This window comes from Bradyrhizobium sp. S69 (genome assembly GCF_009766005.1).
Lineage (GTDB): Bacteria > Pseudomonadota > Alphaproteobacteria > Rhizobiales > Xanthobacteraceae > Bradyrhizobium.
On sequence record NZ_LMUK01000041.1, the window covers coordinates 29,355 to 54,597 of the forward strand.

At 63.6% G+C, this 25,243-nt stretch carries 26 protein-coding genes; 14 read left to right on the plus strand and 12 right to left on the minus strand.

From position 1 onward, the window contains the following. Position 1: 1 nt before the first annotated feature. The gene (locus tag GSQ88_RS17525) at positions 2 to 889 is read left to right on the plus strand and encodes a metallophosphoesterase family protein (RefSeq protein WP_159009001.1); all 888 of its coding nucleotides are present in this window, start codon (positions 2 to 4) and stop codon (positions 887 to 889) included. 184 nt (positions 890 to 1,073) lie between these two features. After that, the gene (locus GSQ88_RS17530; RefSeq protein WP_502706740.1) at positions 1,074 to 1,907 is read left to right on the plus strand and encodes a sulfite exporter TauE/SafE family protein; all 834 of its coding nucleotides are present in this window, start codon (positions 1,074 to 1,076) and stop codon (positions 1,905 to 1,907) included. 33 nt (positions 1,908 to 1,940) lie between these two features. Here GSQ88_RS17530 and GSQ88_RS17535 read toward each other — a convergent pair whose 3' ends face one another. The 3 genes from GSQ88_RS17535 to GSQ88_RS17545 all read right to left on the minus strand — a co-directional run bounded on the left by GSQ88_RS17535 (position 1,941) and on the right by GSQ88_RS17545 (position 4,627). Beyond that, positions 1,941 to 2,501 (minus strand): hypothetical protein, encoded by a 561-nt coding sequence (locus GSQ88_RS17535; protein ID WP_159009003.1) that lies wholly within the window; start codon positions 2,499 to 2,501, stop codon positions 1,941 to 1,943. Positions 2,502 to 2,758: 257 nt separating this feature from the next. Continuing rightward, a complete protein-coding gene (locus GSQ88_RS17540) occupies positions 2,759 to 2,968 on the minus strand; it encodes a DUF4170 domain-containing protein (RefSeq protein WP_159009004.1) in 210 nt (69 codons plus the stop codon). Between the two features lie 21 nt (positions 2,969 to 2,989). Beyond that, positions 2,990 to 4,627 (minus strand): isocitrate lyase, encoded by a 1,638-nt coding sequence (locus GSQ88_RS17545; protein WP_159009005.1) that lies wholly within the window; start codon positions 4,625 to 4,627, stop codon positions 2,990 to 2,992. A 233-nt stretch (positions 4,628 to 4,860) separates the two neighbouring features. Here GSQ88_RS17545 and GSQ88_RS17550 point away from each other — a divergent pair, with 233 nt between their 5' ends. From GSQ88_RS17550 to GSQ88_RS17565, 4 genes are all read left to right on the plus strand, one after another. After that, on the plus strand, positions 4,861 to 6,306 hold the full coding sequence (locus tag GSQ88_RS17550) for a helix-turn-helix domain-containing protein (RefSeq protein ID WP_159009006.1): 1,446 nt from the start codon (positions 4,861 to 4,863) through the stop codon (positions 6,304 to 6,306). An 899-nt stretch (positions 6,307 to 7,205) separates the two neighbouring features. Beyond that, complete coding sequence (locus tag GSQ88_RS17555) at positions 7,206 to 7,859, plus strand: TetR/AcrR family transcriptional regulator (RefSeq protein WP_159009007.1); 654 nt, start codon at positions 7,206 to 7,208, stop codon at positions 7,857 to 7,859. Continuing rightward, the gene (locus GSQ88_RS17560) at positions 7,856 to 10,546 is read left to right on the plus strand and encodes a molybdopterin-dependent oxidoreductase (RefSeq protein ID WP_159009008.1); all 2,691 of its coding nucleotides are present in this window, start codon (positions 7,856 to 7,858) and stop codon (positions 10,544 to 10,546) included. Before GSQ88_RS17555 ends, GSQ88_RS17560 begins: the two co-directional genes overlap by 4 nt. Further along, positions 10,543 to 11,466: an FAD binding domain-containing protein gene (locus GSQ88_RS17565; RefSeq protein ID WP_159009009.1), complete on the plus strand. Its 924-nt coding sequence runs from the start codon at positions 10,543 to 10,545 to the stop codon at positions 11,464 to 11,466. Before GSQ88_RS17560 ends, GSQ88_RS17565 begins: the two co-directional genes overlap by 4 nt. Positions 11,467 to 11,475: 9 nt before the next feature. On the opposite strand, the gene GSQ88_RS17570 is transcribed toward GSQ88_RS17565, so the two are convergent. Together GSQ88_RS17570 and GSQ88_RS17575 are read right to left on the minus strand one after the other, a co-directional pair. After that, a complete protein-coding gene (locus GSQ88_RS17570) occupies positions 11,476 to 11,757 on the minus strand; it encodes a hypothetical protein (RefSeq protein WP_159009010.1) in 282 nt (93 codons plus the stop codon). Positions 11,758 to 11,829: 72 nt separating this feature from the next. Continuing rightward, complete coding sequence (locus GSQ88_RS17575; protein ID WP_159009011.1) at positions 11,830 to 12,033, minus strand: hypothetical protein; 204 nt, start codon at positions 12,031 to 12,033, stop codon at positions 11,830 to 11,832. A 50-nt stretch (positions 12,034 to 12,083) separates the two neighbouring features. Between GSQ88_RS17575 and GSQ88_RS17580 the strand changes: the two genes are divergently transcribed. The 8 genes from GSQ88_RS17580 (at position 12,084) to GSQ88_RS17615 (ending at position 19,127) form a co-directional block, all read left to right on the plus strand. Beyond that, entirely contained in the window at positions 12,084 to 12,434 is a 351-nt protein-coding gene (locus GSQ88_RS17580) for a hypothetical protein (RefSeq protein ID WP_159009012.1), read from the plus strand. Between the two features lie 36 nt (positions 12,435 to 12,470). After that, a complete protein-coding gene (locus GSQ88_RS17585) occupies positions 12,471 to 13,241 on the plus strand; it encodes a glucose 1-dehydrogenase (protein WP_159009013.1) in 771 nt (256 codons plus the stop codon). Positions 13,242 to 13,459: 218 nt separating this feature from the next. Continuing rightward, positions 13,460 to 14,338, plus strand: coding sequence for a S1C family serine protease (locus tag GSQ88_RS17590; protein ID WP_159009014.1), 879 nt, complete (start codon positions 13,460 to 13,462; stop codon positions 14,336 to 14,338). Beyond that, positions 14,335 to 14,697 (plus strand): response regulator transcription factor, encoded by a 363-nt coding sequence (locus GSQ88_RS17595; RefSeq protein WP_159009015.1) that lies wholly within the window; start codon positions 14,335 to 14,337, stop codon positions 14,695 to 14,697. The genes GSQ88_RS17590 and GSQ88_RS17595 overlap by 4 nt, the downstream gene beginning before the upstream one ends. A gap of 167 nt (positions 14,698 to 14,864) precedes the next feature. Beyond that, positions 14,865 to 16,169 (plus strand): lytic murein transglycosylase, encoded by a 1,305-nt coding sequence (locus GSQ88_RS17600; RefSeq protein WP_159009016.1) that lies wholly within the window; start codon positions 14,865 to 14,867, stop codon positions 16,167 to 16,169. Positions 16,170 to 16,335: 166 nt separating this feature from the next. Next, positions 16,336 to 16,836, plus strand: coding sequence for a DUF1993 domain-containing protein (locus GSQ88_RS17605; protein WP_159009017.1), 501 nt, complete (start codon positions 16,336 to 16,338; stop codon positions 16,834 to 16,836). Positions 16,837 to 17,069: 233 nt separating this feature from the next. After that, the gene (locus GSQ88_RS17610) at positions 17,070 to 18,173 is read left to right on the plus strand and encodes an alkene reductase (protein ID WP_159009018.1); all 1,104 of its coding nucleotides are present in this window, start codon (positions 17,070 to 17,072) and stop codon (positions 18,171 to 18,173) included. A gap of 138 nt (positions 18,174 to 18,311) precedes the next feature. Then, the gene (locus GSQ88_RS17615) at positions 18,312 to 19,127 is read left to right on the plus strand and encodes a tetratricopeptide repeat protein (RefSeq protein WP_159009019.1); all 816 of its coding nucleotides are present in this window, start codon (positions 18,312 to 18,314) and stop codon (positions 19,125 to 19,127) included. Here the strand turns inward: GSQ88_RS17615 and GSQ88_RS17620 are convergent. The 7 genes from GSQ88_RS17620 to GSQ88_RS17650 all read right to left on the minus strand — a co-directional run bounded on the left by GSQ88_RS17620 (position 19,113) and on the right by GSQ88_RS17650 (position 25,237). Next, positions 19,113 to 19,829: a hypothetical protein gene (locus GSQ88_RS17620; RefSeq protein WP_159009020.1), complete on the minus strand. Its 717-nt coding sequence runs from the start codon at positions 19,827 to 19,829 to the stop codon at positions 19,113 to 19,115. The genes GSQ88_RS17615 and GSQ88_RS17620 overlap by 15 nt on opposite strands. A gap of 80 nt (positions 19,830 to 19,909) precedes the next feature. Continuing rightward, positions 19,910 to 20,056 carry a hypothetical protein gene (locus tag GSQ88_RS17625; protein ID WP_159009021.1) on the minus strand — a complete coding sequence of 49 codons (147 nt, stop codon included), beginning with the start codon at positions 20,054 to 20,056 and terminating at the stop codon, positions 19,910 to 19,912. 16 nt (positions 20,057 to 20,072) lie between these two features. Next, positions 20,073 to 21,812: an ABC transporter substrate-binding protein gene (locus tag GSQ88_RS17630; protein WP_246784850.1), complete on the minus strand. Its 1,740-nt coding sequence runs from the start codon at positions 21,810 to 21,812 to the stop codon at positions 20,073 to 20,075. Between the two features lie 124 nt (positions 21,813 to 21,936). Beyond that, complete coding sequence (locus GSQ88_RS17635) at positions 21,937 to 22,266, minus strand: DUF2160 domain-containing protein (protein WP_159009023.1); 330 nt, start codon at positions 22,264 to 22,266, stop codon at positions 21,937 to 21,939. A gap of 180 nt (positions 22,267 to 22,446) precedes the next feature. Then, the gene (locus GSQ88_RS17640) at positions 22,447 to 23,253 is read right to left on the minus strand and encodes a carbohydrate ABC transporter permease (protein WP_159009024.1); all 807 of its coding nucleotides are present in this window, start codon (positions 23,251 to 23,253) and stop codon (positions 22,447 to 22,449) included. Continuing rightward, positions 23,253 to 24,155, minus strand: a complete 903-nt coding sequence (locus GSQ88_RS17645; RefSeq protein WP_159009025.1) for a carbohydrate ABC transporter permease — start codon at positions 24,153 to 24,155, stop codon at positions 23,253 to 23,255. Before GSQ88_RS17645 ends, GSQ88_RS17640 begins: the two co-directional genes overlap by 1 nt. Beyond that, a complete protein-coding gene (locus GSQ88_RS17650) occupies positions 24,155 to 25,237 on the minus strand; it encodes an ABC transporter ATP-binding protein (protein WP_159009026.1) in 1,083 nt (360 codons plus the stop codon). The genes GSQ88_RS17645 and GSQ88_RS17650 overlap by 1 nt, the downstream gene beginning before the upstream one ends. Positions 25,238 to 25,243 lie beyond the last annotated feature (6 nt).

A 25,243-nucleotide genomic window follows, 5' to 3' on the forward strand; every position in this document is an offset into this window, starting at 1 on the left:
GATGGCGGCATTTGCGCTGGCCCATTTGTCCGACCCGCATTTGCCGCCGTTGCCCGCAGCCCGGCTTGCGGATCTCGTCGGCAAACGCGCGCTCGGCTATCTCAACTGGACCCGCAACCGCCACAAATACCAGCGGCGCGACGTGCTCGACGCGCTGGTGTCGGACATCCATGGACAAGCGCCGGATCATATCGCCGTCACCGGCGATTTCGTCAACCTCGCGCTCGAAGCGGAATTCGAACCCGCACGGACCTGGCTCGAAGCGGTCGGTTCGCCGGATCGCGTCTCGATCGTGCCCGGCAATCACGACGCCTATGTTCGCGCGACCCGGCGTCGCTTTTCGGAGACATTCGCAAGCTATCTCGATGGCGATGACGCTTCGGATCGCGGCACATTTCCAGTCCTGCGCCGGCGCGGTCCGCTGGCGCTGATCGGGGTATCGTCGGCGGTGCCGACCCCGCCGCTGATGGCAACCGGATGGCTCGGGCGCGACCAGCTCGAGGCGCTCGATAGGCTACTGGGCCGGATTGCCACCGAACGGCTGTTTCGCGTGCTTTTGATCCATCACCCGCTGCGCTCGGCTTCGCGCGCCAAGCGGCTGACCGATTCGGGCGAGCTTCGCGCGCTGTTGAAGCAGCACGGCGTGGAGCTGATCCTGCACGGCCATGACCACATTCATTCGACGATGTGGATCGATGGCCCGGGCGGCACCATCCCCGCGATCGGGGTTCCCTCAGCCTCGGCGCTGGCGCACGGCCGCTACCCGGCTGCGGCCTATAATTTGTTCTCGATTGAACGCGACGGCGACGCCTGGCGATGCCTCCAGACCGTCCGAGGCATCGACGGCGAATTGCGCATCCGGCAGTTGAGCCAAACCCGACTAATTTAGAGGTAATGTTTGCCGATGCGGAACCGGCGGGGCCTGAGTGAGTTAATTTCGCCGCATGCGGTCGGACGGGGATAAATCACCCCCCAGGTCCGATCGACGGTGCGATCGTTCTTTTTTCCCTGCCGCACTTGCCGCTGCCGTAACGTTCATCCTACGTCACGGGGATTGCAACCCTGAGGTCTCCTTGTCCATCGCTTCGCTTTACATCGCTTCCGGCTTCGGCGTCGGCCTCCTGGTCGGCATGACCGGCGTCGGCGGCGGCTCGCTGATGACGCCGCTATTGATCCTGCTGTTCGGTATTCACCCCTCCACCGCGGTCGGCACCGACCTGCTGTATGCCGCCGCCACCAAGACCGGCGGCAGCATCGTCCACAATATCGCGCGCAGCATCCACTGGCCGGCGGTGCTCCGGCTCGCCAGCGGCAGCATTCCGGCCAGCATCCTGACGCTGGTGGCGTTGTCGCAACTCGACCTCAACAGTGGCGCCGCCCGCAGCCTCGTCAATGTCGTACTGGCGTTCGCGCTGATCCTGACCGCGACCTCGCTGATCTTCCGCAAGACCATCCTCGAATTCTTTCGCGAGCGCCTGGAGCGGCTCGACGACCGCACCATCGCCTGGGCCACGGTGGTGGTGGGCGTAGCGCTGGGCGTGCTGGTCTCGATCTCATCGGTCGGGGCCGGCGCGGTGGGCGTCACCGCGCTGCTGCTGCTTTACCCACGGCTGCCGATGGCGCGTATCGTCGGCTCCGATATCGCCCATGCGGTGCCGCTGACCTTGGTCGCGGGGATCGGGCATTGGGCGATGGGCTCGATCGACTGGCAGTTGATGGGCGTGCTGCTCACGGGATCGCTGCCCGGCATCGTCATCGGCAGCTATTTCGCGACCCGGGTGCCGGAAACCGCGCTGCGGCTGTTGCTCGCGGTGACGCTCGTCGTTGTCGCCACCAAGCTCGGCTCCGACGAATGGCAGAAGGCGATGCCGCTGCTCGCGGCGTCGACCCAGAACAGCCACCCTTGATCTAGACGCTCGCGATCAGAGATCGTGTGACGATCAGAGATCGCGCAGGCTTGCCAGCAGCGCGAGACCGAACAGCGCCAGCGCACCGAGCAGGAATCCCAGCACGAAGCTCCAGAACCTGCCGCGGCGCGGCTTCTCGACCGCTTTGGGCTGCTCGATCATCGGCGTCGCCACCAGCGCATGCTCGCGCTCGATCAGGCGGCGCGCGACATAATCGGTGACGGCATCGACCATCGCCGCGACGTCGTGCGATTCCGCGAGCACGATGCGGCCGAACCTTGTGTCCTGCACCAGCCGATAGATCCGCTTGTCGCGCCCCATCAGGATGTGCGCGACGACGTCGATCCACAGCCGCGGCGTGTCGCCCTGGCTGATGCCGCGATCGAACAGATCGACCTTCTCCGGAATTTGCCCGAACAGCGGATCGAGCGCCTCGTTGAGAATTTCGAGCCGCGCCACTTCGGCATCACGCAGATCGACCACGACGCCGGTGCGATCGGCCGCCTCGATCCGTGCCTTTCGCAGCGCGTCGCGCAGCCGCATCGGGGGCTGGTCGCCGACGGCAGAACTCCCGGTGGTTTGCGCGTCTGACATCGCTCGGTGGCCTTTGTCCTGATCGACGGTACTTACCGTTAACCTATCAGTAACCACCCTCGTCCGCAAAGATCGTTTAATTGCAATAGCTTGCGTCTTTAGTCCATCCACAGGCCAATTCGCCAGGGGAGCCTGACAAGCGCAATGCGGCCCCACCCGGATTGCCCGGATGAGGCCGCGATCGCCCTTGGACGCTTCTTCTTAGCTCGTTGTCCTCATCTGTCCGGTCGGCCATTGGCCGACGGGATGACGCCCGATCAGGCGTGTGCGCGGCTCGGCTCTTCCACGATCGAGAAGCGCACGCCGGCCTTGTGCCGGTTCTCTTCCGAGACCGTACGCCAAGCGTCTTCGGCTTCCTTGCGGGTGCCGAACGGACCCTGAACCTGGGCTGACCCTTCCACGAGCTTGTGGAAGTTCATCGAACCGAATTCGCCGCCAATCACCCAGAAATTGCTGCTTTTGGTCATGATCGTCTCCTGCTGTTGCCGTTAGCCGAACTGGTTCATCGTGTTGTGGGCGCCGCCCGCCTTGAGAGCTGCTTCACCGGCGAAATATTCCTTGTGATCGTCGCCGATATCGGAGCCCGCCATGTTCTGATGCCTGGCGCAGGCGATACCTTGACGGATTTCCTCACGCTGAACGTTCTTCACGTAGCCCAGCATGCCCTGTTCGCCGAAATACGCTTTCGCGAGGTTATCGGTCGACAGCGCTGCCGTGTGATAGGTCGGCAACGTGATCAGATGGTGAAAGATGCCGGCGCGCTTGGCTGAATCGGCCTGGAACGTACGGATCAGTTCGTCGGCTTCAATCGCCAGCGGCGTGGCGTCGTAGTCGGCCTTCATCAATTCGGCGCGGTTGTACTTGCTGACATCCTTGCCGGCTTCTTTCATCGCATCGTAGACCTGCCAACGGAAGTTGAGCGTCCAGTTGAACGACGGCGAATTGTTGTAGGCGAGCTTCGCGTTCGGGATCACCTCGCGAACACGATCGACCATCTTGGCGATCTGCTCGATATTCGGCTTCTCGGTCTCGATCCACAACAGGTCGGCGCCGTTCTGCAGCGAGGTGATGCAGTCGAGCACGCAGCGGTCCTGACCAGTGCCTTCACGGAACTGATAGAGGTTGCTGGGCAGCCGCTTCGGACGCATCATCTTGCCGTTGCGGTTGATGATGACGTCGCCATTGCGGGCGTTGTCGGCGGTGATTTCCTCGCAGTCGAGGAAGCTGTTGTACTGATCGCCGAGGTCGCCCGGCTTTTGGCTCACGGCAATCTGCTGCGTCAGGCCGGCGCCCAGCGAGTCGGTGCGGGTCACGACGACGCCGTCTTCGACGCCGAGTTCAAGGAAGGCGTGGCGGCAGGCGCGGATCTTCGCCAGGAACACCTCGTGCGGCACCGTCACCTTGCCGTCCTGGTGGCCGCACTGCTTTTCGTCGGAGACCTGATTTTCGATCTGCAGCGCACATGCACCTGCTTCGATCATCTTCTTGGCCAGCAAATAGGTCGCTTCCGCGTTGCCGAAGCCGGCATCGATGTCGGCGATCACGGGCACGACGTGGGTTTGGAAGCCGTCGATCTTTTCGATCAGCGCCTTTTCCTTTGCCTTGTCGCCGGCCTTGCGGGCGGCGTCGAGGTTGCGGAAAATGTCGTTGAGCTCACGGGAGTCCGCCTGACGCAAAAATGTATAGAGTTCGTCGATCAGCGCCGGCACCGAGGTCTTCTCGTGCATCGACTGGTCGGGCAGCGGCCCGAACTCGGAGCGAAGCGCCGCGATCATCCAGCCCGAGAGGTACAGATAGCAGCGATCGGTGGTACCGAAATGCTTCTTCACCGAAATCAGCTTCTGCTGGGCGATGAAGCCATGCCAGCAGCCGAGCGACTGGGTGTATTTGGTAGTGTCCGCATCATAGGCGGCCATGTCGGTGCGCATCAGCGCCGCGGTGTAGCGGGCGACGTCGAGGCCGGTCTTGAAGCGGTTCTGCAGCCGCATACGCGCGACGGCTTCGGCGGTTACGCCGTTCCAGGTCGGCTGGGCCTTGAGGAGGGCTTCAGCAGCGCCGATCTCGCTCAGATAGGAGGCCGGTCCCTGGAGTGCCTGGTCGCTGATCCCACGTGGCTGGTAGTTCATATGCGTGATCCCTCTAATCGACATTCTTGACAGTGCGTTGCAAAACGTACCGAGAGCTAAACGCGAAACTGTTGAATTCGTATAGATAGCTTGTCATTCAATCGTGATGTTATGTAACATAACGACTTGTCATAGATGTAATATTGTAATAATTGTCACAAATCGACGGAAATCCAACTTCCTCGCCCCGCTTGCGGGGGGGCGAAGTGGGCTGAATTCGCAGGAACACGCTCATGGCCACCGACTCCGGAAAAAAGCTGTTCGTCGGGCCCCGCTTCCGGCGCATCCGCCAGCAATTGGGGCTGTCGCAAACCCAGATCGCCGAGGGGCTTGGGATCTCGCCGAGCTACATCAACCTGATCGAGCGCAACCAGCGCCCGGTGACGGCGCAGATCCTGCTGCGGCTGGCCGAGACCTATGACCTCGATCTGCGCGACCTCGCTACCGCCGACGAGGACCGGTTTTTCGCCGAGCTCAACGAAATCTTTTCCGATCCGCTGTTTCGCCAGATCGACCTGCCCAAGCAGGAGCTGCGCGACCTCGCCGAACTCTGCCCGGGCGTGACCCATTCGCTGCAACGGCTCTATGCCGCCTACACCGAGGCCCGCCGCGGCGAGACCATGGTCGCGGCGCAAATGGCCGACCGCGACGAAGGCACGCGATTTGAGGCCAATCCGATCGAGCGCGTCCGCGACCTGATCGAGGCCAACCGCAATTATTTCCCCGAACTCGAGGCCGCCGCGGAAAGCCTGCGCGATGAGCTGAACGTGCCGGCCGAAGGCCTGTTCGCGGCGCTGGCGGCGCGCCTGCGTGAAAAACATTCGATCGTCACCCGCATCATGCCGGTCGACGTGATGCGCGAGACCTTGCGGCGGTTCGACCGGCATCGCCGGCAATTGCTGATCTCGGAACTGATCGACGGTCCCGGCCGCGGCTTCCAGCTTGCGTTCCAGATCGGGCTTGCCGAATGCGCCGCGCATTTCGAAACCATCGTCGGCCGCGCCGGCCCGCTCGACGACAACCCGCGACGGCTCTATCGCATCACGCTGGCGAATTATTTCGCCGCCGCGGTGATGATGCCGTATCAGGCATTTCATGCCGCGGCCGAGGCGCTGAGTTACGATCTGCATGTGCTGGCGCAACGCTTCAACGCCGGCTTCGAACAGGTCTGTCATCGCCTCACCACCTTGCAGCGGCCCAACGCGCGCGGCATTCCCTTTTTTCTGCTGCGGGTCGACAATGCCGGCAACGTGTCGAAACGGTTTTCCTCCGGCACGTTTCCGTTCTCGAAATTCGGTGGCACCTGCCCGTTGTGGAATGTGCACTCGACCTTCGACACGCCGGACCGCCTGCTCAAGCAGATCATCGAGCTGCCCGACGGCGCGAGATATTTTTCGATCGCGCAGATGCTGCGCCGGCCCGTGGCGCCGCACCCGCAGCCGCAGCCGCGCTTTGCCATCGGCCTCGGCTGCGAAATCCGCCACGCCGCAAAACTGGTCTACGCCACCGGCATGGACCTGGACAAAACCGAAGGCACTCCGATTGGCGTCAACTGCCGGCTCTGCGAACGCGAAAACTGCAGCCAGCGCGCCGAACCGCCGATCACACGCACGCTGATCCTGGATGAGAACACAAGACGGGTGAGCTCGTTTGCGTTCAGCAATGCGAGGGAGTTGTAAGGGGCCAAGCATGACGAGTGTGGCCGTACGCGCAGCTCCACAAAGAGCCGTCATACTCCGCGAAGGCGGAGTATCCAGTACGCCGCGAGTTCTCGATTCCATCACTGGCGTCTCGGAATACTGGATCGTCCGCCTTCGCGGACGATGACGATTGAGAGCATGGTGCGCTCCAACGCCGTCATTGCGAGCGCCAGCGAAGCAATCCAGGGGCCGCACAGAAAGAGCTGGATTGCTTCCGCCTTCGCCAAACGGCTACGGCGGACAGGTCGTCGCAAGAGCTCCTCGCAATGACGTTGATGGTTCGAGACACAGCCTCATGTTCTCGCGAGACACTGCGCCCGAGTTTTGCAAATTTGTTTGCCCTCAAAAAGAGAGAGGGCGCAGGGAAGACCGGGTGCGCGCTGCACCCGCGGTCTCATGTGCAAAGGCAATAAAAAAAACGCACATGAGCATACAGGTTCAGCGGAAACACTCCGGCCTTCCCTGCGCAATGGTTTTACAGCTTATATCGTGCTCTCCCCGGCGAGACCTGGCTTGCTTGTCACCGTCACCCCCAAGAAGCGTGAGCTTCCCAGGAATTTGACACCAGCCATTGGGGCGTCAGGACCACACGACTTTGCCGTACGCTTCAGCCACGCTCGTCAGTCGCAGCTTTCGCGTCCACCGCTCCCCGCCCCAACGTCAGTGACGATGGCCAACGCCCCCTCTCTCGGGACGGGATGCGAAGATTAAGCATCTGATTTGGATCGAGAGTCAAGAACAATTTCCGAAAATCCGAAATGACGCGAAGGCCTGAAAGGGGTTGGACACAGGATAGCGGCGAAGCCGTTGCACGAGGCCGCCGTCGCACTCACGCTTTCGTCACTTTACATTTCTATCAAAACTGTAAAATTCGTCAAATGAAGCCTCAGGACCGCATCCTCGATGCCGCGACGCTGGTATTTTTGCGCCACGGCTTCCGCCGCTCGTCGATCGAGCAGGCCGCGGAGACGGCCGGGCTGACGCGGCAGGCGCTCTATCACCATTTCAAATCCAAGGAAGCGCTGTTCCGGGCCGTGATCGAACGAGCCTACAAGGCAGCACTGGCCGCCGGAACCGCCGCGGCCGAGGCTGCGGAGGCGGCCGACGGCAGGCTTGTCGATATCATCCTCGCCGAGGTCGGCGGCCGGCTCACGCATCTCATTACCGCCTTCGAGGGCTCGCCCCATGTCGAGGAGTTGCTTTCCGAGCATCTGCTCCAGGCACGCGACCTCTACCAGCAATATGCCGCACTCTATTTGGCGCGGGTTGCGGCGACGATCGAAAGGGTCTGCCGCAAGCAGCACCTGGCGATGCGCGAAGGCATGACGCCGCGCGAACTTGCGCGCTGCGTCGAGATGGCGATCAACGGCGCCAAGTCGATGAACCCGGCGATGCAGCCCTTGAAGGGCTTTCTCGCCGACCTCGACACCATGGTGCGAACGCTGGTGGCCGGCGCCGTTGCGCCGGCGCCACGCCCTTCAAAACCGAAAGCCACGAAGAAGTCCATCCGCAAACCTGGAGATCGCAAATGAGCAGCATGACGATCAACGGCCGCATTGCTCCCCTCCCCGACCATCCCGAAGCGCTTCTCATCGACGTCATCAGGGATGACCTCGATCTCACCGGGACCAAGCTGGTTTGCGGCGCCGGCGTCTGCGGTGCCTGCACCGTGCTGGTGGATGGCGCCCCTGTCGTGAGCTGCCTGATGCCGGCACGTGCCGCGGCCGGCAAGTCGGTGACGACGATCGAAGGCGTCGGCACAACCGACCTGCATCCGGTGCAGAAAGCCTTCATGGCGCACGACGCCCTGCAATGCGGATTCTGCACGCCGGGTTTTGTCGTCGAGGCTGTGGCCTTCCACGATCGCTGGCGCGCGACGAAAGGAACGGCCGTGCCGTCGCGCGAGGAGATCGGCGCGGCGCTGTCAGGACATCTGTGCCGCTGCGGCGCCTATGACGGAATTTTTCGCGCGGTCGCCGCGGCCTGCTCCGGCCAGTTCGACGGCGACCATTTCGCCTCGCCGCGCGTCGAGGCGCGGGCCAAGGTCACGGGGTCGGCGAAATACACCGTCGACATCCGCCACGACGGACAGCTCGAAGGCGTCATCCTGCGCTCGCAGCTCGCGCATGCGCGGACCGTCGAGCTGGACCTTGCGCCGGCGCGGGCGGTGCCCGGCGTCGCGGCCGTGATCTCCCTGCTCGGCGATGACCGTATGGTGCGCTTTGTCGGCCAGCCGATCGCCGCCGTCGCCGCCAAAGACCGCAGAATAGCGCTGGCGGCGATTGCCGCGATTCGGATCTCGAGCGAACGCCTGCCGTCGGTGATCGGGCTCGATGCGGCGCGCAGGCCCGATGCGCCGGTCGTGTTCGAGAAAGCCAATCGGAAGAAGGCCGGCAACGTTTCCGAAGGCCCCGGGGGACCGGCGTCGTGGAACGGCAATATCAGGGGTCCGTCTTCGCCGTTCTCGCAGAAGGCCAAGAAGGCGCGCGGCTGGATTGCCGATGCGCGCGCTGCGCAAAACCCGCTGCTGGTCGAGGAAACGTTCCGCACCGCCACGCAACAGCATGCCTGTCTCGAACCGCACGCGACCGTCGCCCGCTTCGATGGCGATCGGCTGACGGTGCATGTCTCGACGCAGGCGGTGTTCCACGTGATGGAGCTTTTGGCAAAACGCTACAAGCTCGCCCACGACAAGATCCGCGTCATCGCCGAGCATGTCGGCGGCGGTTTCGGCTCCAAAGGCGCACTTGGCATCGAGACGACGGCGGCGATCGATCTCGCGCGCGAGGCCAAGGCACCGGTCCGCATCGCCTATGACCGGCATGAGGAGCTTTCCGTCACCGGCTATCGGCCGGCGGCGGAGCTCAAGATCGCGCTGCTGCCGTCGGCGCAAGGCGACCTCAAAGCGCTTTCGCTTACCGCCCACGCCGACACCGGCGCCGCCACCAATTCGACGCTCGCAGCCCTTGCCCGCTTGATCTATCCGGCGGAAGCCAAAGACCTGGTCGATTTCGACGTCATCAGCAATCTGCCGCCCGGCGCACCGTTCCGCGGCCCCGGCGGCCCGCCGATGGCGTTCGCGCTGGAACAGGCGATCGACGAGGCGGCGCTGCGCATGAAGATCGATCCGATCGCGTTGCGTAAACGCTGGGACCCCGACCGCAATCGCCAGCGACTGTATGATTGGGCGTCGTCGCTCGACGTCTGGCGCAACGCTGCGCGGACGGCGCCGCAAACCGGGCGCTATCGTCGCGGCGTCGGCGTCGCAAGCGGATACTGGCTCTATCTCTGGCAGCCCGGGGTGAAGATCGAGCTTGCCGTCAAGGGTGGGCGCATCATCGCGAGCACGGCGACGCAGGACATCGGGCAAGGCAGCCGCACCGTGATCGCCAATACGGTGGCGCGCGAATTCGGGCTCGAGCCCGACGACATCGAGGTACGGATCGGCGATTCCGGTTTGCCCGAAGGACCAGGTGCCGGCGGCAGCCGCTCCACCGCGTCCGTGGTGCCGCCGATCCTGCTAGCCGTGCAGAAGCTCAAGACCGCGATCGAGCAACAAGCGCAGCGCGCGCCGGTCGTGGGATCGAACGCACCATGGAGGGAGCTGATCGCGGCGGCGCCCGATCTTGTCGTAGCCGCCGAACGGCCGGAGGACGGCAAGCCCACGGAGCCGGGCTTGCGGTCGCCGCTGCGGGACGTCGGCTTCATGGGCATCGTGTTCGGCTGGATGATGCGGCAATTCGCCAACATCGCGGTCGGCGCCGGTGTGCCCAGTTCGGTGCAGGTGATCGAGGTCGAAGTCGACACCTGGCTCGGGCATGTACGCGTGCTCAGCGTTCATACCGGCATTGCGGTCGGCAAGATCGCAGCGCCCGCATTGGCCCGCAGCCAGGCCACCGGCTCCGTGATCCAGGGCCTCGGCTACGCGCTTTACGAAGCGCGCGAGACCGATCCACGCACCGGCGACGTGCTGAGCGCGGGAATGGAGGACTACCGCATCCCCGGCATCGCCGACACGCCGGAGTTCGAGGTCCACTTCGACGAAGGCGGCTTCGATCATGTGCTCGGCGGCAGCGTCGGGATCGGCGAGGTCGCCACCGTGCCGACCTCGCCCGCCCTCGCCAATGCGATCCGCAACGCCACCGGTATCAGGTTCACCGAGATTCCGATCAGGCCGGACCGCCTGATCGCCGCGCTCAAAGCAAGGATCGCCGCATGACATCCGCCATCAGCATCCCGGCTCCGCCAGCCGAATTCCGCGCCGCCGGCACCGACCTTTCCGAACGGCGGCGCAGCGGTCTCTCGCAGGGGCCGTTGATCGATATCGCGGCAACACCGAATGCTGCCGGAATCGAATGGGACGCCAACGGCACAGCCCGGATCGGCGCGCTGACGACCATCGAGACGATGGCGATCGATCTCCGCCTCGCCGCCGCCTATCCAGGCGTCGCGGCGTCGGCGCAGGAACTTGCCACGCCACAAATCCGTCATCTCGCCACGCTCGGCGGCAACATCGCGCAGCGCTCGCGCTGCTGGTATTTCCGCAATCCGCACATCGACTGCCTGAAGAAAGGCGGATCGGATTGTCCGTCGCGCGATGGCAATCATCTGTACGGCGTGGCCTTCGACCTCGGCCCCTGCGTCGCCCCGCATCCCTCGACCATGGCTGCGGCCTTGCTGGCCTATGACGCCGAGATCACCACCAACCAGCGAAGCGGGCTGATGATTGACGAAGTGCTGGGTGACGGCTCCGATGGTGCCGCCGACCACGCCCTCGCACCGGGCGAGATGATCGAACGGATCGCATTGCCGCCGCCGCTCCGCGGCGAGCGCGCGCTCTACAAGCGCGCCATCAGCCGCAGCTACGCCGAATGGCCGCTGGCTGAAGTCTGCGCCCGCGCGGTGATCACCGACGGCGCGTTCCGGTTCGTCCGCATCACCGCCGGCGGCGTCGCCCCGGTGCCGTTGCGGCTGTCGGCATCCGAAACCATCCTGCAAGACGCCCCCGCCAGCGCCGCGATCATCGCCGAGGCCGCGAGGCAAGCCAGCAAGGGCGCCAATCCGTTGCCGATGACGGCCTACAAGCTCGATCTGCTGAGTGGGCTGGTGCGCGACCTGCTGGAGCGGCTCGCGGCGTAGGCCGCAGTCCTAGCTCATCAGCGTCACACCGACGAAATCACCTTCACGCCAGATCAGGCGGCAGCGGCGGACGCTGCGGAAATTGTCAAAGGACACGTCGAAGTCGAGCGGGACCATGTTGAGGCCGTTGAGCCGGATGCCGGCGCCATGGTTGGTGATGTCGCGCACGCAGCAGCCATGGACGCCGCGCTGTCCGGTAAAGAACAGCAGCGCTTGCCGGTTGATGATGGTGCGCCCGATCGCGCGTCGTTCAACCGGGCCCTGGCTCAGGATTTCGTAAAGCGTCAGCATCTAGTCACTCTTGCACTCTTGATTTCGAAGATGGCGGATGACGCGGCCGCCAGGTTCCGCGATGGCCTGCGTTCAGGTCGGCTCGTCGAATTCGACGTAACGCTTGTAGATCCAGTGCCGGCCATTATGCCGACGCAACACGACGCCGTGCAGCAGTTTTCCGGTGATCGACCGGCGCGGGATAATAACGCGCCAGAGATGCCAGGTCCCGGTCCAGGCCGGGCTTTTCCAGTGTTTTACATTGTTGGAGTTGGCGCTGTTGTGCGACGTGCTCATGTTGGCGAGGCCCACGCTAAAAACCGACCAGCGCGAGGCCGACGAACGCGATGACAGACAACGGAACGCCGACGCCGATCGCGGCCATCGCGTACAAAAAAATCCTCAAGACCAGTTTTGGCATGGCGGACCTCGACAAAGCGGAACAAGCAGGCGCCATCGCCGAGCCAAATTCTATCGAAACTGGGCCAGGACAAGTTCGCTGCCTCGACGGCACGCTTATCCGTTTTGGCAACCGTCGCAACGACACTCACGCGTTAAGCTTGACATTGCCGCGCGGGCGCCGCGTTCGCCAACCGCTTCGCTTGAGCCGCAGCGGCGCGCGGTGGTATAAGAGGATGTGTTCTATCCGCAGAAAATCGAAAAATTTTGCGGCAACGCCAACCGACCGAAAACGCTAACCGACCGAATGAGAGTCGAAGCAAAGGGAATGAAACATGACGGGAATACTTGACGGAAAAGTCGCGCTGGTGACCGGCGGCGCCTCGGGAATCGGGCGCGCGACCGCAGTCGCAATGGCCCGCGAGGGCGCCCGCATGGCGGTCGCCGACCGCGGCGAGGACAGTGCTGCCGCGACCGTCGCGCTGATCAACGCGGCCGGCGGCCAGGCGATTGCGATCGGCGGCGACGTCACCCGCGAAGCCGATGTCGCCGCGATGGTGGCGCGCACGGTCGCAGCCTTCGGGCGGCTCGATTGCGCCTTCAACAATGCGGGCATCGCGCCCGGCGCCGTCGGCCCGGGCGGTCAGCGCGTCCATGAACTGAGCCAGGACTCATTCGACAGGATGCTCGCGGTGAATCTCACCGGCGTGTTTTTGTGCCTGAAACACGAGATCGCGCAGATGCTGGCGCAAGGAGGTGGCGGCGCCATCGTCAACACCGCCTCGATCGCCGGCCTGATCGGCCTGCGCACCTCGTCGCATTATGTGGCGGCCAAGCATGGCGTGGTCGGCCTGACCAAATCCGCCGCGATGGAATATGCGCCGGATGGCATCCGGGTGAACTGCGTCAATCCCGGCTATATCACCACGCCGATGACCAAGGAGGCCGTGGAAACCCGTGGGCCCGAGATCCTGGCGAAAGTTCCGATGGGCCGCATGGGCACACCTGAAGAGATCGCCGAAGCCGTGGTGTGGATGTGCTCCGACAAGGCCTCATTCATGACGGGCGCCGCGCAAGTGGTCGATGGCGGGTATTACGCGGCGTGAGGCGCGCGGGGTGAGATTGGATTAGATTAACCGCGCGCGCTTCTCTTCACCTCTCCCAAAGGGAGAGGTGAAGGGAGATCGCGGCCGATTCGATCAATAATGATCCTGCTCCAGAGGTGCGCAGATCATGCAAGCCGAGCCACGCACCTAGCCAGCCGGGCAGTAGCGGCGTTTGCCGGGGTCCCGCACATTGCGGGAATGCAACCGGGAGACCATCTATGACCGACATGACCGAAACAGCCCTGAGCGCGCTTTCTCACTCGATCTCCGCCGTCGTCGAACGGACCGCCGGCCACATCGTCTCGGTGGTGTCACACCATTCGCTGGCTTCGGGTTTCGTGTGGCGGCCCGGCCTGATCGTCACCGCGGAAGAAGCGCTCGCCGAAGAGGGCGAGGTGTTCGTGCAGCCGCAGGGCGGCGAACGCATCCGCGCCACGCGCGTCGGCCGCGACCATTCCACCGATATTGCGCTGTTGCGGATCGAGCGCGCCGATTTGCCGGCACTCTCGCTTGCCGGCGTTTATCCCGTGGCGGGCAGCCTTTCGGTCGTGGTCGGCGCCGCCGAGGGCAGCGCCACGGCAACGCTCGGCGTGGTGTCGCGCGCGGCCGGTCCGTGGCGCAGCATGCGCGGCGGCGATATCGATGCACGGCTGGAGCTCGACGTCGCGTTGCGGCGCGGCGGCCAGGGCGCGGCCGCGCTCGATGCCCACGGCAACGCGTTCGGCATGGCGGTGCGTGGTCCGCGCCGCACCATCGTAATCCCCGCCAAAACCATCGAGCGCGTCGCCGCCACGCTGGAAAAGCACGGGCGGATGCCGCGCGGCTATTTCGGCCTCGGCCTTCAGGCGGTTCGCACCTCCGACCACAAGCCGGCCGCGATGGTGATGAGCGTCGATGCCGACGGGCCGGCGGCGAAAGCCGGCATACTGCAGGGCGATGTGATCACCGCGATCAACGGCACAGCTGTCGAAGGCGTGCGAAGCCTGCTGCGCGCGCTCGGTCCCGAAAGCGTCGGAACATCTGTCGAGCTTCTGGTCACGCGCGGCGGCACGACTTCGACCATCGCGGTGTCGATCGGCGAAAGACCCCAGGGATGATTGAAGATGCCGGCGATCTCGTCATTTCGGTGGAGGTGAACGATGCCGTCATCGCCGAGCGCCTCGCGCGCCTGCTCGGCAACATCAGCGGGATCCGGCTCGCGCGGGGCAGCGAACCGGCCGACCTCGCAATCGTCCGCCAACCGGCGCCGGAATCCGATCTCGGCCTGACCCCGCGCGAAAAGGACGTGCTGGTGCTGTTGGCCGAGGGCGCCTCGAACAAGGCGATCGCCAGGCAATTGGGAATTTCGGTGCACACCGCGAAATTCCACGTCGGCTCGCTGTTGGAAAAGTTCGATGCCACCGGGCGCACCGACGTCGTCGCCCACGCCGCCCGCCTCGGCGTGATCCATTTGTAACCGGCAGCAGCTCTTTTGTTTTGACGCGTTTTCTTCGCGCGACCCGTTGGCTGGAAAACGCTCCCGCTTGCTGAAAATGCCGCCATGAGCCATCGTCCGGCTTTGGCACGGGCGCAAACCATCGTATGGAAGGTTTTGCGCGCGCTTTAAGTTTGGGACTGATCTTGATGCCGATCCATTGCCGTCGAAACCAAATCGCAGCATCGCTGATCGCGGCATTTGCCGCTATAGCGTCCACCGCCTCCGCCCAGCAGCCGTTCCCGCCTCCACTGAAACCGGTCACCGCCGTACCGCGTCCCGCCGCTCCCGCGAGAAGCGCGGCGGCCTGCCATAACGGCCTCTCGTTCGATCGCTTCCTCGCCGAGCTGAAGCAAAAGGCCGTTGCCGCCGGCGTATCGCAACACGCGATCGCGGAGGCTTCGCCAGGGCTGGTGTACGATCAGGGCATCGTCAATCGCGACCGCGGCCAGCGCGTGTTCGGGCAGGTGTTCACCGCGTTCGCCGGCCGCATGGCCGCACCCTACCGGATGCAGCAGGGCCAGGAGCGGATCAGGACCTATCAGGCGGCGTTCGCGCGCGCCGAAAAGGAATATGGCGTGCCGCCAGCGGTGATCGCCGCGTTCTGGGGACTGGAAAGCGATTTCGGCGCCAACATGGGCGATCTGCCGACGCTGCGCTCGCTGGTGTCGCTGGCCTATGATTGCCGCCGCTCCGAGATGTTCGAGAACGAGACCATCGCCGCGCTGAAGATCATCGATCGCGGTGATCTCGAGCCCGACGAGATGGTGGGGTCGTGGGCCGGCGAACTCGGCCAGACGCAATTTCTGCCGACGCATTATTTCACCTACGCCGTCGATTACGACGGCGACGGCCGTCGTAATTTATTGCGCAGCCCGGCCGACGTGATCGGCTCGACCGCGAACTACATCGCCAACGGGTTGAAATGGCGGCGCGGCGAGCCGTGGCTGCAGGAAGTCCGCGCGCCCGCGAATTTACCTTGGGACCAGGCGGATCTCACGATCCAGCTGCCGCGTTCGAAATGGACGTCGTTCGGCGTGACCTATGCGGACGGCAAGCCGCTGCCGAACGACGAGATGCCGGCGTCCTTGCTGCTGCCGATGGGTCGCAACGGCCCGGCGTTTTTGGCCTATGCCAATTTCGCGGCCTACACCGAATGGAACAACTCGCTGATCTATTCGACCACCGCGGGCTATCTCGCCAGCCGCATCGCGGGGGCAGCGCCGCTTCGCAGGCCGGCTGTGGCAGTGGCGCAATTGCCGTTCAACGAATTGCGCGAGTTGCAGCAACTTCTGGTGCGCGCGGGTTTTAACGTCGGCAAGGTCGACGGCGTGATGGGCCAGCAAAGCCGCAGCGCGGTGAAGGCGATGCAGATCAAGTTTGGCCTGCCGGCGGATTCCTGGCCGACCGCCGAGTTGCTGGCCCGGATGCGCGGCGGCACCGCGGCGAGGTAGGGGGTGGGGATCTCCAAGCACTGAGCTTGTGGCCACCCCCCACCCCAACCCTCCCCCGCAAAGGGGGAGGGAGAAAAAGGCCAGCGTTGCAATTCGCCGCAGCAGACCCATTTCGTGTAGTGCAGTCCCTGCAGAACAACATTCCACCCAACGAAATGAGCACCGCATGTCTTTCTACGACGCTACCGTCCCGGCCTATCTGCAAATTCTCGGCAGCCTCTCCCGCGTGCTCGACAAGGCCGAGGCGCATTGCAAGGCAAAGAATATCGCTCCCGAGGTGCTGCTCTCCGCGCGGCTTTATCCGGACATGCTGCCGTTCACCAACCAGGTCCAGTTCGTGTCCGACTACGCCACAAAAGGCTGCGCGCGGCTGACACAGAGCGAGGTGCCGTCGACGCCGGACACCGAGAAGACGTTCGAGGAATTGCGGCAGCGGCTGGCCCGGACCATCGACTATGTGAAGGCATTCAAGCCGGCGCAATTCGAGGGCGCGGAAACCAGGGACGTCACCTTTGGCATAGGTGGCGGCAAGACCGCCACGCTGAACGGCCAGGCGTTCCTGAGCAATTTTTCGCTGCCGAATTTCTACTTCCACGCCGCCACTGCCCACGGCATCCTGCGCCACAACGGTGTCGAAATCGGCAAGCGCGATTTCATGGGCGTGTGAGGCCTCCGCGTCATTGCGAGGAGCGTCCCTCGCAATGACGAACCTGGAAGTGGCTTATGCTGCATCCTCGCCGATTCCGGAAAGACTATCCTATGTCGGCGCGCATACACGCTATGACGGTACCGGCTGCTCAACGCGCACTATCGTGATAGGCTGCCGATGATCGAGGGCCATTGCCATGCCGCACCGCAATGCCCACCTTTCCAGCATCTGCAACTTCCCGGAAAAAACAAATGAGCACGCCGACTAAATTGTTCGACACCTATAAGCTTGGCCCCCTCACCCTGCCCAACCGGTTCGTGATGGCGCCGCTGACCCGCAACCGCGCGGTCGCGGGGCTGGTGCCGAGCCCGCTCGCGACCGAGTATTACGGGCAGCGCGCCAGCGCGGGCCTCTTGATCTCCGAAGCCAGCCAGGTGTCGCAACAGGGCCAGGGCTATCAGGACACCCCCGGCATCTACTCCAAGGAACAGGTCGCGGGCTGGCGCAAGGTCACCGACCGCGTGCACGAGCGCGGCGGGCGCATCTTCCTGCAAGCCTGGCACGTCGGCCGCATCTCGCACATCGCGCTGCAGGAGAACGGCGCAGCCCCGGTGGCACCCTCGGCGATCCGCGCCAAGGGCAAGACCTATGTCAACAACGGCTTCGCCGACGTCTCCGAGCCGCGCGCGCTGGCGCTGGAGGAAATCCCTGGGATCATCGAGAGCTTCAAGCGCGGTGCGGCGAATGCGATCGCGGCAGGTTTCGACGGCATCGAGATCCACGGCGCCAACGGCTATCTGCTGGACCAGTTCGCCAGGGACGGCAGCAACAAGCGCACCGATGCCTATGGCGGCTCGATCGAGAACCGCGCCAGACTGATGCTGGAAATCTCCAAAGCGGTGGCGGCCGAAATCGGCGCCGAGCGCACCGGCATCCGGATCTCGCCGGTGACCCCGGCCAATGACGCTTCGGACTCCAACCCGCAGGCGCTGTTCGATTACATCGTCGATCACCTCAACGCGCTGAAGCTGGTCTATATCCACGTCATCGAGGGCGCCACCGGCGGCCCGCGCGACATCGCGCCGTTCGATTACGCCTCGCTGCGCAAGCGCTTCAAGGGCGCCTACATCGCCAACAACGGCTACGACTTCGAACTCGCGACAAAAGTGCTCGCGGCCGACGCGGCCGATTTGATCGCCTTTGGCAAGCCGTTCATCTCCAATCCCGACCTGGTCGAGCGCCTCAAGACCGGCGCGCCGCTCAACCCCTACGACAAGAACACCTTCTACGGCGGCGGCGCCAAGGGCTACACCGACTACCCCGCCCTCAGCGAAGCGCTGGACGCGGCGCAGTAGGATCGACGTCCGCGTTCGTCATTGCGAGGAGCACTTGCGACGAAGCAATCCAGGCTTCCTTTGAGGCTTCTGGATTGCTTCACTTCGCTCGCAATGACGCGGTAAGGTGGGTCGTCAATCTGGAACGGCGATCCGCCCATGCCCGCACCCACCGCCGAGGACACCGTTCGCCGCGCCACCGCCGCGTTCAATGCGGGGAAGCCGGACGAAGCGCGAAAGCTCTGCGAACAGGGCCTGGTCCGCTGGCGCGGCGACCCGATGCTCAGCCATCTGCTGGCCGCCGTGCTGTTTTCCCAAAGCGAGATTCAATCGGCGCGCGGGCATATCGAAACCAGCCTGACAAACCGCCCGGGCAATGCCGCGGCCTATCTGCTTGCAGCCAGGATCGCGCGCGCGGCCGATGATTTCGACGGCGCACTGGCGCATCTCGACCGCGCGATCGCGATTGCGCCGCAGCGCGAGGCATTTCTCGAGAAGGCGCGGACGCTGGACCAGGCCGGCCTCAAGCCACAGGCGCGCGAGGCCTGGCGCGCGATTGCAAAGGTCATTCCGGAACATCAGGAAGCCGCGAGCCGGCTCGGACGGCTGGCCTGGGAAGATGGCGATCACACCAGTGCGGTCGCGCTGCTCGAACGCGCGGTCGCACTTGATGCGCCCGCCTCGGTCTGGTTCGATCTCGGTCTCGCGCGCCAGGATCTCCGCGACCCCAATGGAGCGGCCGCGGCCTATCGCAAAGCCTGCGATATAAAACCCGATCATGCCGAGGCCGCACTCAATCTCGGCGTGGTGCTGCAGGAGCTCGGCGACCTCGACGGCGCGATGGCCGCCTATGCGCGGGCCTATCGGCTGCGCCCATCGACCTTCGGCACCATCGCGATGGCGCTGACCTCGGCGCCGCATGGCCGGCTGTGGCTGGATCAAGAGGCGCTGCGGCGTTCTCTACTCGGCGGCTGACCGCCCTCGCCGCGCGCGAAATCGCTTGCGATAGACGCCGGGTGTCGCCAGCACTTCGCCGACCGTCTTCGAATAGGCGTCCTTGTGCGCCCCATCGAAGCTTTCGAACACCAGTTGCGGCGCTTGGCGTGGCACCGCAAAGCACTGCGCCACCGGTGTGCCCTTAGGGAGCACGCCGGAAAAATCCGCATTCGTCCAGATCGCCGGAAAATTGATGCCGCCGTCGTGAAAGCGATCGGCGTCCACCAGCCCCGAGATCAGCCGAAACGGCAGATCGTCGCGATTGACCGGATGGGTCGCGAACAGCGACCAGCCGGGCTCACACTCGACGGTCCAGAAACTGTTGAATTTGATCGCGGCCTGATCGTCGCGCGCGAACGGCGCATCGGGAAACTGCGCCGCGACGTGAAAGCTTAAGGGCGCGCGCGGATGGCCTGAGGTCGCGGGCTCCGGAATATCCCACGCCCACGAAAACGCGCCGCGTTCGACATGGATATCGCACGGCAACAGGATCATCACGCCGTACGCCATGGCGTCGATGAAGGGCGGGCATTGCTTCACGGTGCGGATCTCGCGGCCGTGAATCTCCGAATGCGCCTTGGCCGGCATCGCGCGCAGCCAATCCGGCAAACTCGCGCGCGCCGCTACCGGCCGCGGCAGATGATCCGACAGCGCCGGATCGCAGCGAAATGTCATACGCATGGTAGGGCTCCTGGATATCGCGCCGGACATCGTGCGGTGATGGCGGCAGGCGGTCAATGGCGGGATAGGCATCCATCCCGTCATTGCGAGGAGCGCAGCGACGAAGCAATCCAGTCTTGCTTTGCGGTCATGGATTGCTTCGCTTCGCTCGCAATGACGAAAGAAAAAAGGCCGGGATTGCTCCCGGCCTTCGTTAAGTCGTGGATGGCCGGGTCAAGTCCGGCCATGACGATACTTTTGGTCTCAATTCGCCGAGGCGCGCTTCGGCGGGGTGGCCGGCCACGACTTGATCAGGGTGTCGTAGTCGACGGTTTCGCCCTTCGGCTTTTCGTTGGCGAGCTTGCGCTGCGGGGCGACGTTGCCGTCCTTGGCCGACTTGGCGTACCAATATTCGGCCGTCTCCTTCTTGTTCATCTTCGGTCCGCAGGCACCCTGGACGCCGGATTTCTCCAGACGTTCCATCACCGAGTCCTGCGCTGCTGCCAGCGAATCCATCGCCTGCTGCGGCGTCTTCGCACCGGACGACGCATCGCCGATGTTCTGCCACCACAATTGTGCAAGCTTCGGATAGTCAGGCACGTTGTTGCCGGTCGGGGTCCACTGCACGCGCGCGGGCGAGCGGTAGAACTCGATCAGGCCGCCGAGCTTCGGGGCACGTTCGGTGAAGCTCTTGTCCCAGATGTCGGATTCACGGATGAAGGTGAGGCCGACATGGCTCTTCTTCAAGCTCACGGTCTTGGAGATGATGAACTGCTGATAGAGCCAGGCTGCCTTGCGGCGATCCACCGGGGTCGACTTCAACAGCGTCACCGAACCCACGTCCTGGTAGCCGAGCTTCATGCCCTCTTTCCAGTACGCGCCATGCGGCGACGGTGCCATCCGCCATTTCGGCGTGCCGTCAGCATTCATCACCGGCAGGCCGGGCTTCACCATGTCGGCGGTGAAGGCGGTGTACCAGAAGATCTGCTGGGCGATATTGCCTTGCGCCGGAACCGGACCGGATTCGGAGAAGGTCATGCCTTGCGCCTGCGGCGGGGCATATTTCTTCATCCAGTCGAGATATTTGACGATCGAGTAGACCGCCGCCGGGCCGTTGACGTCGCCGCCACGCTCGATCGACGAACCCACCGGGCGGCAGCCTTCCATGCGGATGCCCCATTCATCGACCGGCAAGCCGTTCGGGATGCCCTTGTCGCCGCTGCCGGCCATCGACAGCCACGCGTCGGTGAAGCGCCATCCGAGCGAGGGATCCTTCTTGCCGTAGTCCATGTGGCCATAGACGCGGACGCCGTTGATTTCCTTGATGTCGTTGGTGAAGAACTCGGCGATGTCTTCGTAGGCCGACCAGTTCACGGGAACGCCGAGGTCGTAGCCATATTTGGCCTTGAACTTGGCCTTGTACTCCGGATTGGAGAACCAGTCGTAGCGGAACCAATAGAGATTCGCGAACTGCTGGGTGGGCAACTGGAACAGATGCCCGTTCGGCGCTGTCGTGAACGACTTGCCGATGAAGTCGTCGACGTCGAGCCCGGGATTGGTGACGTCCTTGCCTTCGCCGGCCATCCACTCCGTCAGGTCGACGGCCTGGCCGTAGCGGAAATGGGTGCCGATGAAATCGGAATCGTTGATCCAGGCGTCGTACACGTTCTTGCCGGATTGCATCTGGGTCTGGATCTTTTCGACGACGTCACCTTCCTGGATGATGTCGTGCTTGACCTTGATGCCGGTGATTTCCTCGAACGCCTTGGCCAGCGTCTTCGATTCATATTCGTGCACGGTCAGGGTTTCGGAGACCGCGTTGATCTCCATGCCCTTGAAGGGTGCAGCGGCCTTGATGAACCACTCCATTTCCTTCAGCTGTTGTTCCTTGGTCAACGTCGAAGGTTGAAACTCGCCGCCGTCGATCCACTTCTTGGCGGCGGCTTCATCCGCGAAGGCAGGCGCGGTAAATGACGCCGCCGTCAGCGCGACGGCGCTTGTCATCATCCAAAGTTGGGTCCTGCCCAAACTGCTCTTTCGTCTTTCGGTATATCGCATGTTGTTTCCTCCGTTACAGCGATAAGCGTTTCAGGCCCGGGTTGCCCCCGGATCTGCTCTTTTTCGTTCGTCAGACCGTCCGAAAGATCGCGACGGCCGAGGCGAGCGAAATCACGGTAGCGAGCCACAGGCTCGACAATTCAATGCCGTTCTCACCATGCGGAATGGTGGCGATGGTGTCGGTGCCGACAAAGCCGATCCACAACAGATGGATCACGGCGGCCATGATCAGCGAAATAAACAGCCGGTCGCCGCGCGTGGTCGGAATGCGCAGGATGCCGACGCGTTCGGCTTCGGGATAGCGGGCGGCAAGCCAGGTCATCGTGCCCAGCGTGATCGCCAACAGCACGAAGAAAATCGCGGTAGGCAAGGTCCAGGCCATCCATGCGATGTTTTCCATGGGCTATGCCTCCAACTCAAGCGCGGACTGCCCCCTCTCCCATGGGGAGAGGGTTGGGGTGAGGGGGTACGCCCGCACGTTAGGTTGTAACCCCTCACCCGGCGCCAAGCGGCGCCGACCTCTCCCTATGGGAGAGGTGAAGCCAAACGCAGCGCTACGTTTCGAATGAGCGACCATTTGCTACACCCTGCCCAGCGCGAAACCGCGCGCGATGTAGTTGCGGACGAACCAGATCACCAGCGCACCGGGGATGATGGTCAGAACGCCGGCGGCGGCCAAAAGGCCCCAGTCCATGCCGGCCGCCGAAACCGTGCGGGTCATGACGGCGGCGATCGGCTTGGCGTTGACCGACGTCAGCGTGCGCGCCAGCAGCAATTCGACCCAGGAGAACATGAAGCAGAAGAACGCCGCGACGCCGATGCCGCTCGCGATCAACGGCACCAGGATCTTGAGGAAGAACCGCGGGAACGAATAGCCGTCGAGGAACGCCGTCTCGTCGATCTCGCGCGGCACGCCGGACACGAACCCTTCCAGGATCCACACCGCCAGCGGCACGTTGAAGATGCAATGCGCCAGTGCGACCGCCCAGGGCGTATCGAACAGGTTGATCGCCGAATAGAGGTTGAAGAACGGCAGCGCGTAGACCGCCGCCGGCGCCATCCGGTTCGACAGCAGCCAGAAGAACAGATGCTTGTCGCCGAGGAAGCGATAGCGCGAGAACGCGTACGCCGCCGGCAACGCCACCGAAATCGAGATGATGGTGTTGATGACGACATATTTCAGCGAGTTGATGTAGCCGGAATACCAGCTCTCGTCGGTGAAGATACGCACGTAGTTCGCGATGGTCGGCTGATGCGGCCACAGCGTCATGGTCGAGACGATCTCCTCGTTGGTCTTGAAGCTCATGTTGACCAGCCAGTAGATCGGCAGCAGCAGGAAAATCAGAAACAGCGAGATGATGAGGCGGCGTCCGGGAATCGAATGCATCACGCCACCCCTTTCTGTTCGCGGCGCTCGGCGCCGACATTGGTCATCACGGTGTAGAAGATCCAGCACACGATGATGATGATCAGATTGTAGACCAGCGAAAGTGCTGCGGCCTTGCCGAGATCGAATTGCCCGAGCGCGATCTTGACCAATTCGATCGAGACGAACGTTGTCGAATTGCCGGGGCCACCACCAGTCACCACGAACGGCTCGGTATAAATCATAAAGCTGTCCATGAACCGCAGCAGGACCGCGATCAGCAGCACGCGATTCATCTTCGGCAACTGGATCGCGGTGAACACCGCCCAGCGCGATGCGCCGTCGATCTGGGCTGCCTGGTAATAGGCGTCGGGTATCGATTTCAGCCCGGCGTAACACAACAGCGCGACCAGGCTGGTCCAGTGCCAGACGTCCATCACGATCACGGTGGCCCAGGCGTCGAATTCGTTCGACACATAGTTGTAGTCGATGCCCATATTGTTCAGGACATAGCCCAACAGGCCGATGTCGGGGCGGCCGAAGATCTGCCAGATGGTGCCGACCACGTTCCATGGAATCAAGAGCGGCAGCGCCAGGGTGACGAGGCAGGCGGCGACCCGCCAGCCGTCGCGCGGCATCGACAGCGCGACCACGATGCCGAGCGGAACTTCGATCGCCAGGATGATGGCCGAGAACGCCAAATTACGCCACAGCGAGGCGAAAAACCGGCTGCCCAGGTCGGTCGATGGATCGAGCAATTCCTTGAACCAGCCGACGCCGTTCCAGAAGAACTGGTTGTTGCCGAAGGTGTCCTGCATCGAATAGTTCACCACCGTCATCAACGGCAGGATCGCGGAGAACGCGACCACCAGAAACACCGGCAGCACCAGGAACCAGGCTTTTTGGTTGACTGTCTTGTCCATTAGGCGGCTCCCTCGACCAGGAGGCTGTCGGCGTAGACATGCACGCGCGACGCATCGAACACCAAGCCCGCAACGTCGCCGGATACGGAAAATCCCGGTGGCACCCGCGCGGCGAATTTGACGTCGCCAACCCGCAGCCGCGCAAAACGAACGCGGCCGAGATCGTCGATCCGCTCGATATTGGCCGATATCAGGCCGGGCGCCGGCGTCGCGACATCGACGAATTCGGGACGCACGCCGAGTTCGACCTTGGCGCCCGCCGGCAGCGCGTAACTGCGGTTCAGCGCAATGGAATGACCGCCGATCCGGGCCTCGCGGCCGCGGACCTCGGCGGGCACGATGTTCATGCCGGGCGAACCGATGAAATAGCCGACAAACGTATGGGCCGGCTTGTCGAACAGTTCCGCCGGCGTCCCGCTCTGCACCACGCGGCCGTCATGCATCACCACCACCGTATCGGCGAACGTCAGCGCCTCGGTCTGGTCGTGGGTGACATAGATCATCGTCAGATCGAGTTCGCGATGCAGCGCCTTGAGCTTCGAGCGCAACTGCCATTTCAGCTCGGGATCGATCACCGTCAGCGGTTCGTCGAACAAGACCGCCGCGACGTCGGAGCGGACCAGTCCGCGGCCGAGCGAGATTTTCTGTTTGGCGTCGGCCGTCAGCCGCATCGCCTTGCGCGACAGGAAAGGCTCAAGATCGAGCAGCCGCGCGATCTCCGCGACCCGCGCGTCGATCTCGTTCTTCGGCAGGCCGCGGTTCTTGAGCGGAAAGGCCAGGTTCTGCCCAACCGTCATGGTGTCGTAGATCACCGGAAACTGAAACACCTGCGCGATATTGCGCTTCTGGGTCGACAGCGGCGTGATGTCGACGCCGTCGAACAGGATCTTGCCGCGCGACGGGGTCACGATGCCGGAGATCAGATTGAGCAGCGTGGTCTTGCCGCAGCCCGACGGCCCGAGCAGCGCATAGGCTCCGCCCTGCCGCCAGGTCATCGTCACCGGCTTGAGCGCAAACGATGCCGGATCGGCATCGTTGCCGCTGTAGGATTGCGCGAGATCGACGAGGTCAATGCGGGCCATGGTGTC

What these genes read in the sequence shown, in the direction of transcription:
- GSQ88_RS17525 (WP_159009001.1), top strand. Translation starts at nt 2, where the DNA reads ATGGCGGCATTTGCGCTGGCCCATTTGTCCGACCCGCATTTGCCGCCG.
- GSQ88_RS17535 (WP_159009003.1), bottom strand. Translation starts at nt 2,501, where the DNA reads ATGTCAGACGCGCAAACCACCGGGAGTTCTGCCGTCGGCGACCAGCCC.
- GSQ88_RS17540 (WP_159009004.1), bottom strand. Translation starts at nt 2,968, where the DNA reads ATGACCAAAAGCAGCAATTTCTGGGTGATTGGCGGCGAATTCGGTTCG.
- GSQ88_RS17545 (WP_159009005.1), bottom strand. Translation starts at nt 4,627, where the DNA reads ATGAACTACCAGCCACGTGGGATCAGCGACCAGGCACTCCAGGGACCG.
- GSQ88_RS17550 (WP_159009006.1), top strand. Translation starts at nt 4,861, where the DNA reads ATGGCCACCGACTCCGGAAAAAAGCTGTTCGTCGGGCCCCGCTTCCGG.
- GSQ88_RS17555 (WP_159009007.1), top strand. Translation starts at nt 7,206, where the DNA reads ATGAAGCCTCAGGACCGCATCCTCGATGCCGCGACGCTGGTATTTTTG.
- GSQ88_RS17560 (WP_159009008.1), top strand. Translation starts at nt 7,856, where the DNA reads ATGAGCAGCATGACGATCAACGGCCGCATTGCTCCCCTCCCCGACCAT.
- GSQ88_RS17565 (WP_159009009.1), top strand. Translation starts at nt 10,543, where the DNA reads ATGACATCCGCCATCAGCATCCCGGCTCCGCCAGCCGAATTCCGCGCC.
- GSQ88_RS17570 (WP_159009010.1), bottom strand. Translation starts at nt 11,757, where the DNA reads ATGCTGACGCTTTACGAAATCCTGAGCCAGGGCCCGGTTGAACGACGC.
- GSQ88_RS17575 (WP_159009011.1), bottom strand. Translation starts at nt 12,033, where the DNA reads ATGAGCACGTCGCACAACAGCGCCAACTCCAACAATGTAAAACACTGG.
- GSQ88_RS17580 (WP_159009012.1), top strand. Translation starts at nt 12,084, where the DNA reads ATGACAGACAACGGAACGCCGACGCCGATCGCGGCCATCGCGTACAAA.
- GSQ88_RS17585 (WP_159009013.1), top strand. Translation starts at nt 12,471, where the DNA reads ATGACGGGAATACTTGACGGAAAAGTCGCGCTGGTGACCGGCGGCGCC.
- GSQ88_RS17590 (WP_159009014.1), top strand. Translation starts at nt 13,460, where the DNA reads ATGACCGACATGACCGAAACAGCCCTGAGCGCGCTTTCTCACTCGATC.
- GSQ88_RS17595 (WP_159009015.1), top strand. Translation starts at nt 14,335, where the DNA reads ATGATTGAAGATGCCGGCGATCTCGTCATTTCGGTGGAGGTGAACGAT.
- GSQ88_RS17600 (WP_159009016.1), top strand. Translation starts at nt 14,865, where the DNA reads ATGCCGATCCATTGCCGTCGAAACCAAATCGCAGCATCGCTGATCGCG.
- GSQ88_RS17605 (WP_159009017.1), top strand. Translation starts at nt 16,336, where the DNA reads ATGTCTTTCTACGACGCTACCGTCCCGGCCTATCTGCAAATTCTCGGC.
- GSQ88_RS17610 (WP_159009018.1), top strand. Translation starts at nt 17,070, where the DNA reads ATGAGCACGCCGACTAAATTGTTCGACACCTATAAGCTTGGCCCCCTC.
- GSQ88_RS17615 (WP_159009019.1), top strand. Translation starts at nt 18,312, where the DNA reads ATGCCCGCACCCACCGCCGAGGACACCGTTCGCCGCGCCACCGCCGCG.
- GSQ88_RS17620 (WP_159009020.1), bottom strand. Translation starts at nt 19,829, where the DNA reads ATGCGTATGACATTTCGCTGCGATCCGGCGCTGTCGGATCATCTGCCG.
- GSQ88_RS17625 (WP_159009021.1), bottom strand. Translation starts at nt 20,056, where the DNA reads ATGGCCGGACTTGACCCGGCCATCCACGACTTAACGAAGGCCGGGAGC.
- GSQ88_RS17630 (WP_246784850.1), bottom strand. Translation starts at nt 21,812, where the DNA reads ATGACAAGCGCCGTCGCGCTGACGGCGGCGTCATTTACCGCGCCTGCC.
- GSQ88_RS17635 (WP_159009023.1), bottom strand. Translation starts at nt 22,266, where the DNA reads ATGGAAAACATCGCATGGATGGCCTGGACCTTGCCTACCGCGATTTTC.
- GSQ88_RS17640 (WP_159009024.1), bottom strand. Translation starts at nt 23,253, where the DNA reads ATGCATTCGATTCCCGGACGCCGCCTCATCATCTCGCTGTTTCTGATT.
- GSQ88_RS17645 (WP_159009025.1), bottom strand. Translation starts at nt 24,155, where the DNA reads ATGGACAAGACAGTCAACCAAAAAGCCTGGTTCCTGGTGCTGCCGGTG.
- GSQ88_RS17650 (WP_159009026.1), bottom strand. Translation starts at nt 25,237, where the DNA reads ATGGCCCGCATTGACCTCGTCGATCTCGCGCAATCCTACAGCGGCAAC.